Here is a 12,953-nt window from a genome sequence, read left to right as displayed (position 1 = left end):
GCCATCGTTCGATTGACATGATCGCACCACAACGCCCGCGCATTCCGCGCCGTGCGCTCGACGGCGTGCTGCTGCTCGACAAGCCCATCGGCCTGTCGAGCAACGACGCGCTGATCCGCGCCAAGCGTCTCTACCTCGCGAAGAAGGCGGGTCACACCGGCACGCTCGATCCGCTCGCTTCCGGCTTGCTGCCGCTGTGTTTTGGCGAGGCGACCAAGTTCTCGCAGGATCTGCTTGAAGCCGACAAGACGTACGAAGCAACGATGCGTCTCGGCGTTCGCACGACCACTGGCGACGCCGAAGGCGAAGCCGCGGAAACGCGTGAAGTTTCGTGCGACGAGGCCGCGGTGATCGATGCAATGGCGCGGTTTCGTGGCGACATCGTCCAGATTCCGCCGATGTATTCCGCGTTGAAGCGCGACGGCAAGCCGCTGTACGAATACGCACGCGCCGGGCAGGTGATCGAGCGGGAAGGGCGTCAGGTCACGATTCACGTGCTGGAGCTGATTGCGTGCGCGTTGCCCGACGTGACGTTTCGCGTCACGTGCAGCAAGGGCACCTACGTTCGCACGCTGGCCGAGGATATCGGCGAAGCGCTCGGTTGCGGCGCGCACCTGGTGGCGTTGCGCCGGACGGGCGTCGGCGCGTTGACGCTCGAACACGCGGTCACGCTCGATGGGCTTTCAGACGCGACGGAATCGGCGCGCGACGCCTGGTTGCAACCGGTCGACGCGTTGCTGTCGACGTTTCCCGAAGTGCAACTCGACGCCGAAGCCGCGCGACGCTTTTTGCACGGTCAGCGTCTGCGGCTCGATGAGCTGGCGATCAGTCAGGATGTACTGAAGCAGTCGCCGCGCATGCGCGTCTATGGCGATGGCCGGCTGCTAGGCGTCGCGAAAGCCGGTGACGGCGTGCTCGCGCCGGAACGACTCATCGTGAGCGCCGCGAACTGAAGCGCGAGCCGCGTTTCACAACGAAAAAAGCGGTGCCGCATGAGTGCGGCACCGCTTTTTTCATTCCGCGACGCATCGATCGAATCGCCGCGTCGCGGATAGACGAACCTCAGTGCGCGGCTGCCGCCGCGGCGCCCGCGTCGCCGCCCGCACGCTCCGGCTTCGTGGTCCAGATCAGCGCGATCAGCGCGACAAAGATGCCGGCCGAGACAAAGAACAGGTCGTTCACGCCAAGCTGCGCGGCCTGCTGCGTCGCCATTGAGTTGAAGAGGCCGTACGCCTGCGGCTGGTTGAACCCGACAGCGCCAAGCTGCTGCATCGAATGATCGAACACCGGGTTGTACGCGCTTGCCTGTTCCGAGAGTTGCGCGTGGTGCAGGATTGTCCGGTGATCCCAGGCGGTCTGGAAAATCGACGTGCCGATCCCGCCGCACATGATCCGCACGAAATTCGACAGGCCCGACGCGGCCGGAATCCGGTTGCCCGGCAGGCCCGACAACGTGATCGACACCAGCGGAATAAAGAAGCCCGCCATGCCGATGCCCTGAATCAGCGTGGGCATCAGCAGCGAATACGTGTCGACGCCCGTCGTGTAGCGCGAGCGCATCCAGAAGCACAGCGCGAACACGAGGAACGACGCGGTCGCGATATAGCGCGGATCGGTGCGCGGCAGGAACTTGCCGGTGAGCGGCGAGAGCAGCACCGCGAAGAGTCCGACGGGCGCCATCACGAGCCCCGCCTCGGTCGCGGTATAGCCGATGTCGGTTTGCAGCCACAGCGGCAACAGCACGAGGTTGCCGAAGTACAGGCCATAGCCGATCGACAGCGCGACGGTGCCGCCCGTGAAGTTGCGCTTCGAGAAGAGCGACAGGTCGACCACCGGATGCTCCGCCGTCAATTCCCAGACGATGAAGAACGCGAGCGCGATCACGGCGGTGAGGGCGAGCACGACGACCGTCGTCGACGAGAACCAGTCGAGGTCCTTGCCCTTGTCGAGCATGACCTGCAGCGAGCCGACCCACGTGATCAGCAGCGCGAGACCGACGCCGTCGATCGGCGCCTTGCGGATGACCGAGTCGCGGTGGCGAAAGATCGCCCACGTCGCCGCCGCGGCGATGATCCCGACCGGAATGTTCACGTAGAAGATCCATGGCCACGAGATGTTGTCGGAGATCCAGCCGCCGAGAATCGGCCCGGCCACCGGCGCGATCAGCGTGGTCATCGCCCACATCGAGAGCGCCATCGGCGCCTTGGCGCGCGGATAACTGGCGAGCAGCAACGTCTGCGACAGCGGAATCATCGGCCCTGCCACCGCGCCTTGCAGCACGCGCGACGCGAGCAGGAACGGCAGCGTCGGCGCGAGCCCGCACATCCACGACGAGATCACGAACAGGATGATCGACGCCATGAAGAGACGCACCTGGCCGATGCGATCGGTGAGCCAGCCCGTCAGCGGCACGGAGATCGCGTTTGCCACCGCGAACGACGTGATCACCCACGTGCCCTGATCCGACGAGACGCCGAGGTCGCCCGAAATCGACGGGATCGACACGTTGGCAATCGACGTGTCGAGCACGTTCATGAAAACCGCGAGCGAAACGGCGATCGTGCCGATCACCAGTTGCGCACCCTCCAGCGGAGGGTGCGGGACTTGAGCCTGAGCCATGAAACCTTTTGAAGTGTGGCTGGCATGGCGACAGGCGCCATGACGCCGCTTACATCAGCTTTGCCGCGCCTTTCGAGCCACGGTCGGTGGCCTTTTGCGCGCCGCTGTACTGGCCGCCGTTCGGGCCGGCGTTCGCCGCGATGATGCGTGCGATCTCGGCATCGGCCTGGTCGCCGTATTTGTCGAACACGTTCGTCTGATAGACCGTGTTCGGCGCGTTGCCGAGCTGCCCGCCGTTTTCGTCCTTGATGTTCACGTCAGCCTGCATCGACAGGCCGATGCGCAGCGGATGCGCCGCGAGTTCCTGCGGATCGAGCGCGATACGCACTGGCAGGCGTTGCACGACCTTGATCCAGTTGCCCGTCGCGTTCTGCGCCGGCAGCAGCGAGAACGCCGAGCCCGTGCCGGCCGAGAAACCGACGACCTTGCCATGGAACGTCACGCCCGAACCGTAGACGTCAGCCGTCAGCTCGACCGGCTGGCCGATGCGCATGTGCGTCAACTGCACTTCCTTGAAGTTCGCGTCGACCCACACGGCGTTCAGCGGCACGATCGCCATCAGCGGCGTGCCCGGCGAGACGCGCTGGCCGACCTGCACCGAACGCTTCGCGACGTACCCCGTGACCGGCGCCGGCAGCGTGTTGCGCGCGTTGTTCAGATACGCGTCGCGAACCTTGGCAGCCGCGGCCTGCACGTTCGGATGATTGGCGACCGTCGTGTTCGCGGTCAGCGCGCGGTTCGCGGCGAGCTGCTGTTGCGCGGCGTCGAGCGCGGCCTGCGCGCTCTTCACGGCGTCGCGGGCGTGCGAGATTTCTTCCTGCGAAACCGCGCCCGTTTGCGCCACCGTCATGCGGCGCTTCAGGTCGTCCTGCGCGCGCGACAGATCGGACTGACGCACGGCGACCTGGGCCAGATACTGGCTGTCGTCCGCGAACAGGCCGCGCACCTGGCGCACGACCTGCGCGAGATTGGCTTCAGCCGATTCGAGCGCGACGCGCGAATCCGCCGGGTCCAGCACGACGACCGGGTCGCCGGCCTTGACTGTCTGCGTGTCGTCGGCGTTCACCGAGACGACCGTGCCCGTGACCTGCGGCGTGATCTGCACGACGTTGCCGTTCACGTAAGCGTCGTCGGTGTCTTCGTGGAAGCGCGCGACGAGGAAGTAGTAGAGGCCATACGCAATCGCGGCGATCAGGATCACGATGACGAGCAGCGTCATCATCCGCCGGCGCTTGCCGTTGTTTGCCGGTTGCGTGCTCGCCGCGGGCTGTTGGGGGGTGCTCATTGATGTGCTCCGTATTCTCTCAGTCTTCGTCGTTTATCCGGATGGGCGTTCGGTCCGGCTCAGTTCGATGCGTGTGCGGCGGAAGCGGAAGCGGGTGCGGGTGCGTCGGTCGGCACCACGAGACCCGTCTGCGTGGCGTTGAACCCGCCGCCGAGCGCCTTGATGAGCGCGATCTGCATGTCGCGGCGCTTCATCTTCAGGTTCGTCACCGTCTGTTCGGCGGCGAGGCGGTTCTGATCGGCGGTCAGCACCTGCAGCTGCGGCGACAGGCCGGCGCGGTAGCGGATCACCGCGAGTTCGTACGCCTTCGACGACGCGTCGAGCGCGCGCTGCGCGTCACCCGACTGCTGGTCGATCGAGCGGATCGACGACACCTGCGTCGCCACATCCGAGAGCGCGTTGATCAGCGTCTGGTTGTAGTTCGCGACGTCGAGATCGAAGTCGGCGTAGCGGCCCTTCAGTTGCGAGCGCAGCGCGCCGGCATCGAAGATCGGCAGATGGATCGCCGGGCCGAACTGGATCTGGCGGCTCGCCGAGGTGAGAAAGCGGCCCCAGCCGAACGCATCGAAACCGAAACCGGCCGCGAGGTTGATGTCCGGGAAGAATTCCGCTTTCGCTTCCTTGATGTCGTGCGTCGCGGCTTCGACCTCCCAGCGCGCGGCGACGATATCCGGACGGCGGGCCACGAGGTCGGCCGGCAGGTTATCCGGCAGCATGACCTGCGCGCCCGCGTTCAGCACTGGCTTCGCGATCTGCAGGCCGCGGTCCGGCCCCTTGCCGAGCAACGCGCCGAGCTGGTAGCGCACGGTGGTGATCTGGCCGTCGAGTTCAGTCAGGTTCGCCTGGCTCGTGGCGATGTTGCCGTTGGCCGTCTGCCGTTCGACGTTCGTATCGAGACCGGCCAGAACCCGGCCGTTGGTGATCTTGCCGATCGTCTGACGATTGTCGATCTCGCGCTGGGCGATGTCGCGCAGCGCGTAGAGCTGCGCGAGCTGGTTGTACGTGCGCGCCACCGACGAGGCGAGCGTCACGCGCGCCTGCTGCATGTCGGCCTCGGCCGCCTTTTCCTGCGAGACGGCCCGGCCGAGCTTTTCGCGGTTCTTGCCCCACAGGTCCAGATCCCACGAGGCGCTCGCGAGCGCGTTGTTCTCGCTGAACCACGTGCCGCCGAACGGCGCCGGGAAGAGGGCGTTCGCCGAATACAGCTCGCGGGTCCACGAATAGCTCGCGTCAGCCTTCGGATACAGGTTCGAACGCGTGCTTTCGATGTACGACGATGCCTTGGCAATACGCGCCTGCGCCTGCGCGATCGACGGACTGCCGTCGAGCGCCTCGGCGATCAGCGCCGGCAGTTGCGGGTCGCCGAACTGGTTCGCCCAGTCGAGCGAGGGCCACTGTCCGCCCTGTGCGGGAACGCTCTGCACCGATTCGTACTGCGCGGCCGACGCCATCTGCTTGTCGCTCTTGATACCAATGTAGTTCGCGCAGCCCGACAGGGCGAGTGCTGTCGCCGCCGCGGCGATGACAGCCCGGCTCGACAGCGCTGGCGCGGACAGGGAAAGGGATTTCATTCGCTCGACTCTTCTTTGAGTGATGGTAATGATGGACGCTGCAACTATTTATCGGGTCTCGTGCGACGTGGCCGCCGGGGTGGCGGCGTCGCGCAAAAGCCACGCGGCGTCGCCACTGTTGGCGAGCGCGCGGCGCAGCATGCTCTTGAGGAAGCCCACTTCTTCGGGCGTGAAGCCCGCGAGCAGCTTGTCCAGCGTGCCGTTGAAAATGGCGGGCATGCGGGCCGCCATCGCCTGGCCTTCGGGCGTGAGGCCCAGCCGGACGACACGGCGATCCTCGCAGCTGCGTACGCGTGTCAGCAGGCCGCGCTTCTCCAGCCGGTCGATCAGGCGGGTGACGGCGCTCGCGTCGATGCCGTATTCGCGGGCCAGTTCGGCGGCGAGCAGACACTTGCCGCTCGCGACCATGAACAGGATGCTGCACTGTGTGCTCGTAATACCGAGCTCGGCGATCGTGCGCTGCGTGATCATGTTCGACATCGTCGATTTCACGCGCGAGAGCAGGTAGCCCACGCTTTCGCCAAACTCGTATTCGCTGATTTGGGGCGGTAACGCCGGATTCGGATCAGTCATGATTCTCTGCGACAGCAATGATTGACCAGGCAGGATTATAGGTGCGGTTAGTTGACGCGACAAGCGTTATTACAGCTTAGGCAAGGAACTTTCACTGACAAGCACCATAATCGATTCGTCCGGAGCGCGCAGCGATGGGACGGGCGTTGCGGGTGCGCCGCATGGTGATGAATGCGCTGGAAGGCGGGTTTGCGCGGGCGAAAAACGCCTGCCGAAAGGCTTTCTGACGGCCGGAGTACGTGACGGGTCGGAAAGCTTCACCTTCGCGTGCTATAATTTCAGGTTCCCAAAAGTGCGCTTTGGGCTTGTTGGCAGTTTCAAGAAGCGATCTGGCGCACTCAACTGTCTTCAGGTTCCTATGACCCGCGCCCTTCGTAACATCGCCATTATTGCCCACGTCGACCACGGCAAGACCACGCTCGTCGACCAGCTCCTTCGCCAGTCCGGCACTTTCCGCGAGAACCAGCAGATCGCCGAACGTGTGATGGATTCGAACGACATCGAAAAAGAACGCGGCATCACGATTCTTGCGAAGAATTGCGCGGTCGAATACGAAGGCACGCACATCAACATCGTCGACACCCCGGGCCACGCCGACTTCGGCGGCGAAGTGGAGCGCGTGCTGTCGATGGTCGACTCGGTGCTGCTGCTCGTCGACGCCGTCGAAGGCCCGATGCCGCAAACGCGCTTCGTGACGAAAAAGGCGCTGGCGCTCGGCCTCAAGCCGATCGTCATCATCAACAAGATCGATCGCCCGGGCGCACGGATCGACTGGGTGATCAACCAGACGTTCGACCTGTTCGACAAGCTCGGCGCAAGCGAAGAGCAGCTCGACTTCCCGATCGTCTACGCGTCGGGCCTGAATGGCTACGCCGACCTCGATCCGAGCGTGCGCGAAGGCAACATGCGTCCGCTCTTCGAAGCGATTCTCGAACACGTGCCGGTTCGCCCGGCAGACCCGGAAGGTCCGCTCCAGCTGCAGATCACGTCGCTCGATTACTCGACGTACGTCGGCCGTATTGGCGTTGGCCGCATCACGCGCGGCACGATCAGGCCGGGCATGTCCGTCGCCGTGCGCTCGGGCCCGGATGGCGCGATCCTCAACCGCAAGATCAATCAGGTCCTGTCGTTCAAGGGGCTGGAGCGCGTCCAGGTGGAATCGGCTGAAGCCGGCGACATCGTGCTCATCAACGGTATCGAGGAAATCGGTATCGGCGTGACCATCTGCTCGCCGGACGTGCCGGAAGCGCTGCCGATGATCACGGTCGACGAACCGACGCTGACGATGAACTTCCTCGTGAATTCGTCGCCGCTGGCGGGCCGTGAAGGCAAGTTCGTGACGAGCCGCCAGATCCGCGACCGTCTGATGAAGGAACTGAATCACAACGTCGCGCTCCGCGTGAAGGAAACCGGCGACGAAACCACGTTCGAAGTGGCGGGCCGCGGCGAGCTGCACCTGACGATTCTCGTGGAAAACATGCGCCGTGAAGGCTACGAGCTGGCCGTGTCGCGTCCGCGCGTGGTGATGACGGAAGTCGACGGCGTGCGTCACGAGCCGTACGAAAACCTGACGGTCGACATGGAAGACGGCCACCAGGGCGGCGTGATGGAAGAGCTGGGTCGCCGCAAGGGCGAAATGCTCGACATGGCGTCGGACGGCCGTGGCCGCACGCGCCTCGAGTACCGTATTTCGGCGCGTGGCCTGATCGGCTTCCAGTCGGAATTCCTGACGCTCACGCGCGGCACGGGCTTGATGAGCCATACGTTCGACTCGTACCAGCCGGTCCGGGAAGGCGCGGTTGGCGAGCGTCGCAACGGCGTGCTGATCTCGCAGGACGACGGCGCGGCCGTGGCGTACGCGCTCTGGAAGCTGCAGGATCGCGGCCGTATGTTCGTGTCGCCGGGCGAGCCGCTGTACGAAGGCATGATCATCGGCATTCATAGCCGCGACAACGACCTCGTCGTGAACCCGATCAAGGGCAAGCAACTGACCAACGTGCGTTCGTCGGGTACGGACGAAGCGGTGCGCCTCGTGCCGCCGATCCAGATGTCGCTCGAATACGCGGTCGAATTCATCGACGACGACGAACTGGTCGAGGTCACGCCGCAATCGATCCGCCTGCGCAAGCGCTACCTGAAGGAACATGAGCGCCGCAGCGCGAGCCGTAAGGGCGCAACCGATTAAACGCGGTTGACGTCGATAGGGCGTCAATAAGCGCCGTTGCGAGACAAAAGCCGCCTTCGGGCGGCTTTTGTCGTTGCTGGGCGCGGCCGGAGCAGGTCGCCCGGGCGTCGCAACGACCCGGCGCTGGGTGCCGGAAAGCCCTCGAAACCTCGCGTGCGGATGCAGCAAAACCCCGATGTGGCAAGACTTCAGCGCGCCGTGCCAGCTATGTAGAGTATGTGTTCTGTGCTATGCTTTTCCGGATGCAAGTTAAGGTCCTTCCAAGCAAGACTTGATTCGCGCAATCCGCCAAACGGTCAGGCCGTGTCGCGGAAGGTTGAGTAACCCGCTATTTCTCGAGAAACTCGAAGAAAGGTGAGCGTAAAAATGATGAAGCAACTCCAGCTGAACTCTTATCTGTTCGGCGGCAACGCTCCGTATGTAGAAGAGCAGTACGAGGCGTATCTCGATAATCCGGCGTCAGTGCCCGAGACCTGGCGTGAGTATTTCGACGCGTTGCAGAACGTCCCGGCATCGGACGGCGGCAACGGCAACGACGTGGCCCATGGCCCGATCGTCGAGTCGTTTGCACAGCGGGCAAAGGCGAATGCCTTTATTCCCCGGACCGCCACGGGCGGTGAAGACCTTGCCACCGCGCGCAAGCAGGTCTATGTCCAGTCGCTGATCGGCGCCTACCGTTTTCTCGGCTCGCAATGGGCCAATCTCGATCCGCTGAAGCGCCGCGAGCGCCCCAACATTCCTGAGCTTGAACCTGCGTTCTACGACTTCACCGAAGCCGACATGGACCAGACGTTCAACGCGAACAATCTGTATTTCGGCTTCGAACAGGGATCGCTGCGCGACATCATCAAGGCGCTGCGCGATACGTACTGCGGCACGATCGGCGCCGAGTACATGTACCTGAGCGATCCGGAGCAGAAGCGCTGGTGGAAGGAAAAGCTCGAGTCGATCCGCTCGACACCGAATTTCTCCGCCGACAAGAAAAAGCACATCCTGAACCGCCTGACGGCAGCCGAAGGCCTCGAGCGCTTCCTGCACACCCGGTACGTCGGTCAGAAGCGTTTCTCGCTGGAAGGCGGCGAAAGCTTCATCGCATCGATGGACGAAGTGGTGCGTCACGGCGGCGCGAATGGCGTGCAGGAAATCGTCATCGGCATGGCTCACCGCGGCCGTCTGAACGTGCTGGTCAATACGCTCGGCAAGATGCCGGCTGACCTCTTCGCTGAATTCGAAGGCAAGCACGTCGACGATCTGCCGGCTGGCGACGTGAAGTACCACAAGGGTTTCTCGTCGGACGTCTCGACGGATGGCGGCCCGGTTCACCTGTCGCTCGCGTTCAACCCGTCGCACCTCGAAATCGTGAACCCGGTGGTCGAAGGTTCGGCGAAGGCCCGGATGGACCGTCGCGGCGACGATCAGGGCCTGCAGGTCCTGCCGGTGCAGATCCACGGCGACGCGGCCTTCGCGGGCCAGGGCGTCGTGATGGAAACGCTGAACCTCGCGCAGACGCGCGGTTACGGCACGCACGGCACGCTGCACATCGTCATCAACAACCAGATCGGTTTCACGACGTCCGACCCGCGCGACACGCGCTCGACGCTGTACTGCTCCGACGTCGTCAAGATGATCGAGGCGCCGGTGCTGCACGTGAACGGCGACGATCCGGAAGCGGTCGTGCTGGCCACGCAGATGGCCATCGACTACCGGACGCAGTTCCACAAGGATGTCGTGATCGACATCATCTGCTTCCGCAAGCTGGGTCACAACGAGCAGGACACGCCAGCGGTCACGCAGCCGCTGATGTACAAGACGATCGCGAAGCACCCGGGCACGCGCGCGCTGTACGCCGAAAAGCTCGTGCAGCAAGGCGTGATCACTGCAGAAGACGCGGACAACTACGTCAAGGCATATCGTCAGGCGATGGACGAAGGCCATCACACGATCGATCCGGTGCTCTCGAACTACAAGAGCAAGTACGCAGTCGACTGGGTGCCGTTCCTGAACCGCAAGTGGACCGACGCGGCCGACACGGCCGTGCCGCTCGCCGAGCTCAAGCGCCTCGCGGAACGCATCACCACGATCCCGGATAACTTCAAGGTTCACCCGCTCGTCGAGCGCGTCATCAACGACCGTCGTGCGATGGGTCGCGGTGAAGCGAAGCTCGACTGGGGCATGGGCGAACATCTGGCGTTCGCGTCGCTCGTCGCATCGGGCTATGCGGTGCGCCTGACCGGCCAGGATTCGGGCCGCGGCACGTTCACGCACCGTCACGCGGTGCTGCACGACCAGAACCGCGAACGCTGGAACGACGGCACGTACGTGCCGCTGCAGAACATCGCCGAAGGTCAGGCGAAGTTCACGGTGATCGACTCGGTGCTGTCCGAAGAAGCCGTGCTCGGCTTCGAATACGGCTACTCGACGGCCGAGCCGAACACGTTCGTCGCGTGGGAAGCGCAGTTCGGCGACTTCGTGAACGGCGCGCAGGTCGTGATCGACCAGTTCATCTCGTCGGGCGAAGTGAAGTGGGGCCGCGTGTCGGGTCTCACGATGCTGCTGCCGCACGGCTACGAAGGTCAGGGTCCGGAACACTCGTCGGCGCGTATCGAGCGTTTCCTGCAACTGTGTGCCGATCACAACATGCAGGTCGTCCAGCCGACCACGCCGGCGCAGATTTTCCACCTGTTGCGCCGCCAGATGATCCGCCTCTTCAGGAAGCCGCTGATCGTCGCCACGCCGAAGTCGCTGCTGCGTCACAAGGAAGCCGTGTCGGACCTGTCCGAACTGGCGAAGGGCGCGTTCCAGCCGATCATCGGCGAAGTGAGCGAAGAGGTCGACGCGAAGAAGGTCAAGCGCGTGGTCGTCTGCTCGGGCCGCGTGTACTACGACCTCGTCGCGCATCGTCGCGAGGCGAAGGCGAACGACGTCGCGATCCTTCGTATCGAACAGCTGTATCCGTTCGCGCACAAGCAGTTCGAAGCGGAAATGAAGAAGTACGACAACGCGACCGAAGTGGTGTGGGTGCAGGACGAGCCGCAGAATCAGGGCCCGTGGTTCTACATCGAGCACCATCTGAAGGAAGGCATGAAGGAAGGACAGAAGCTGGCATACAGCGGCCGTCCGGCTTCGGCCTCGCCGGCTGTCGGTTACTACGCAAAGCATTACGAGCAGCAGAAGGCGCTGGTGGAAGGTGCGTTCGGCCGTTTGAAGAGCGCGTCGATCGCCAAATAACCAGGAACCGAACCGGGAGAACGCACTGCGTTCTCCCGTGCCGCGTTTGACGGATTCGTCGACGTTGTGTCGGCGGCGCATACACGGTTCGCAGACGGTTCGCACAGGGTTCGCAGAACCCGATACGTATTCAGGAAAAAATCACAATGGCTATTGTAGAAGTCAAGGTCCCCCAGCTTTCCGAGTCGGTCTCGGAAGCCACGATGCTGCAGTGGAAGAAGAAGCCGGGCGAAGCGGTCGCGCAGGACGAAATCCTCATCGAAATCGAAACCGACAAGGTCGTGCTGGAAGTGCCGGCACCGTCGGCAGGCGTGCTCGCGCAGATCATCTCGAATGATGGCGACACCGTGATCGCCGATCAGGTCATCGCGAAGATCGACACGGAAGGCAAGGCAGGCGCGGCTGCTGTCGAAGCAGAAGTGAAGCCGGTACCGGCCGCTGCTTCGGCGCCCGCTGCCGCACCGGCCCAGGCTGCATCCGCAACGGGTGCGAACACGGCGGCTTCTCCTGCTGCCAGCAAGCTGATGGCGGAAAAGAACCTGTCGTCGGGCGACGTCGCAGGCTCGGGCCGCGACGGCCGCATCACGAAGGGCGACGTGCTGACCGCAGGCCCGGCGCCGAAGGCTGCTCCCGCACCGGCCGCCGCGGCGAAGGCTGCGAAGCCGTCGCTGCCGGACGTGAAGGCACCGGCTTCGGCCGACGCGTGGCTGAAGGACCGCCCGGAACAGCGCGTTCCGATGTCGCGTCTGCGCGCGCGTATCGCCGAGCGTCTGCTCGAGTCGCAGCAAACCAACGCCATCCTCACGACGTTCAACGAAGTGAACATGGCGCCGGTCATGGACCTGCGCAACAAGTACAAGGACAAGTTCGAGAAGGAACATGGCGTGAAGCTCGGCTTCATGTCGTTTTTCGTGAAGGCCGCTGTTCACGCGTTGAAGAAGTTCCCGCTCGTGAACGCATCGATCGACGGTAACGACATCGTCTATCATGGCTACTTCGACATCGGTATCGCGGTCGGTTCGCCGCGCGGTCTCGTGGTGCCGATCCTGCGCAACGCCGATCAGCTGAGCCTCGCTGAAATCGAAAAGAAGATCGCCGAATTCGGCCAGAAGGCGAAGGACGGCAAGCTGTCGATCGAGGAAATGACGGGCGGCACGTTCTCGATCTCGAACGGTGGTGTGTTCGGCTCGATGCTGTCGACGCCGATCATCAACCCGCCGCAATCCGCGATTCTCGGCGTACACGCCACGAAGGAACGCGCCGTGGTCGAAAACGGCCAGATCGTGATCCGCCCGATGAACTACCTGGCGCTGTCCTACGACCACCGGATCATCGACGGTCGCGAAGCGGTGCTGTCGCTGGTCGCGATGAAGGATGCGCTGGAAGACCCGGCGCGCCTGCTGCTCGACCTGTAAATCCGCGTAACCGTCGCCATCCAGGCGACGGAGCTTCCCGCATCAGCGTGAAACCGCAGCGACGCGCACCATGAAAC

Annotated in this window: 8 protein-coding genes; 4 read left to right on the top strand and 4 right to left on the bottom strand. The window is 63.8% G+C overall.

The window, feature by feature from the left end; genetic code table 11:
* The first annotated feature begins 17 nt into the window (after positions 1-17).
* On the top strand, positions 18-953 hold the full coding sequence (gene truB / locus BLV45_RS12990; RefSeq protein ID WP_090533523.1) for a tRNA pseudouridine(55) synthase TruB: 936 nt from the start codon (positions 18-20) through the stop codon (positions 951-953).
* 109 nt (positions 954-1,062) lie between these two features.
* On the opposite strand, the gene BLV45_RS12985 is transcribed toward truB, so the two are convergent.
* Genes BLV45_RS12985 through BLV45_RS12970 form a run of 4 tightly spaced genes read right to left on the bottom strand, consistent with a single transcriptional unit; the run spans position 1,063 to position 6,048 of the window.
* Positions 1,063-2,619 carry a DHA2 family efflux MFS transporter permease subunit gene (locus tag BLV45_RS12985; protein WP_090533520.1) on the bottom strand — a complete coding sequence of 519 codons (1,557 nt, stop codon included), beginning with the start codon at positions 2,617-2,619 and terminating at the stop codon, positions 1,063-1,065.
* 49 nt (positions 2,620-2,668) lie between these two features.
* Positions 2,669-3,904, bottom strand: a complete 1,236-nt coding sequence (locus BLV45_RS12980; protein ID WP_090533518.1) for an EmrA/EmrK family multidrug efflux transporter periplasmic adaptor subunit — start codon at positions 3,902-3,904, stop codon at positions 2,669-2,671.
* A gap of 59 nt (positions 3,905-3,963) precedes the next feature.
* Positions 3,964-5,475: an efflux transporter outer membrane subunit gene (locus BLV45_RS12975; protein WP_090533516.1), complete on the bottom strand. Its 1,512-nt coding sequence runs from the start codon at positions 5,473-5,475 to the stop codon at positions 3,964-3,966.
* A 48-nt stretch (positions 5,476-5,523) separates the two neighbouring features.
* Entirely contained in the window at positions 5,524-6,048 is a 525-nt protein-coding gene (locus BLV45_RS12970) for a MarR family winged helix-turn-helix transcriptional regulator (RefSeq protein ID WP_090533513.1), read from the bottom strand.
* A gap of 358 nt (positions 6,049-6,406) precedes the next feature.
* Between BLV45_RS12970 and typA the strand changes: the two genes are divergently transcribed.
* The 3 genes from typA to odhB all read left to right on the top strand — a co-directional run bounded on the left by typA (position 6,407) and on the right by odhB (position 12,876).
* Entirely contained in the window at positions 6,407-8,233 is a 1,827-nt protein-coding gene (gene typA / locus BLV45_RS12965) for a translational GTPase TypA (RefSeq protein WP_090533512.1), read from the top strand.
* Positions 8,234-8,599: 366 nt separating this feature from the next.
* The gene (locus tag BLV45_RS12960; RefSeq protein ID WP_090533510.1) at positions 8,600-11,461 is read left to right on the top strand and encodes a 2-oxoglutarate dehydrogenase E1 component; all 2,862 of its coding nucleotides are present in this window, start codon (positions 8,600-8,602) and stop codon (positions 11,459-11,461) included.
* A gap of 146 nt (positions 11,462-11,607) precedes the next feature.
* Complete coding sequence (gene odhB, locus BLV45_RS12955) at positions 11,608-12,876, top strand: 2-oxoglutarate dehydrogenase complex dihydrolipoyllysine-residue succinyltransferase (protein ID WP_090533508.1); 1,269 nt, start codon at positions 11,608-11,610, stop codon at positions 12,874-12,876.
* The last annotated feature ends 77 nt before the right edge of the window (positions 12,877-12,953 follow it).

This window comes from Paraburkholderia sartisoli (assembly GCF_900107685.1).
Taxonomy (GTDB): Bacteria; Pseudomonadota; Gammaproteobacteria; order Burkholderiales; family Burkholderiaceae; genus Paraburkholderia; species Paraburkholderia sartisoli.
The sequence above is the reverse complement of the archived record's forward strand: the minus strand, read 5'-3'. Positions and strand labels throughout refer to the sequence as shown.

Bases quoted from the DNA above. Each gene is read 5' to 3' on its own strand.
- BLV45_RS12975 (WP_090533516.1), bottom strand. From the start codon at position 5,475: ATGAAATCCCTTTCCCTGTCCGCGCCAGCGCTGTCGAGCCGGGCTGTC.
- BLV45_RS12970 (WP_090533513.1), bottom strand. From the start codon at position 6,048: ATGACTGATCCGAATCCGGCGTTACCGCCCCAAATCAGCGAATACGAG.
- typA (WP_090533512.1), top strand. From the start codon at position 6,407: ATGACCCGCGCCCTTCGTAACATCGCCATTATTGCCCACGTCGACCAC.
- truB (WP_090533523.1), top strand. From the start codon at position 18: ATGATCGCACCACAACGCCCGCGCATTCCGCGCCGTGCGCTCGACGGC.
- odhB (WP_090533508.1), top strand. From the start codon at position 11,608: ATGGCTATTGTAGAAGTCAAGGTCCCCCAGCTTTCCGAGTCGGTCTCG.
- BLV45_RS12980 (WP_090533518.1), bottom strand. From the start codon at position 3,904: ATGAGCACCCCCCAACAGCCCGCGGCGAGCACGCAACCGGCAAACAAC.
- BLV45_RS12985 (WP_090533520.1), bottom strand. From the start codon at position 2,619: ATGGCTCAGGCTCAAGTCCCGCACCCTCCGCTGGAGGGTGCGCAACTG.
- BLV45_RS12960 (WP_090533510.1), top strand. From the start codon at position 8,600: ATGATGAAGCAACTCCAGCTGAACTCTTATCTGTTCGGCGGCAACGCT.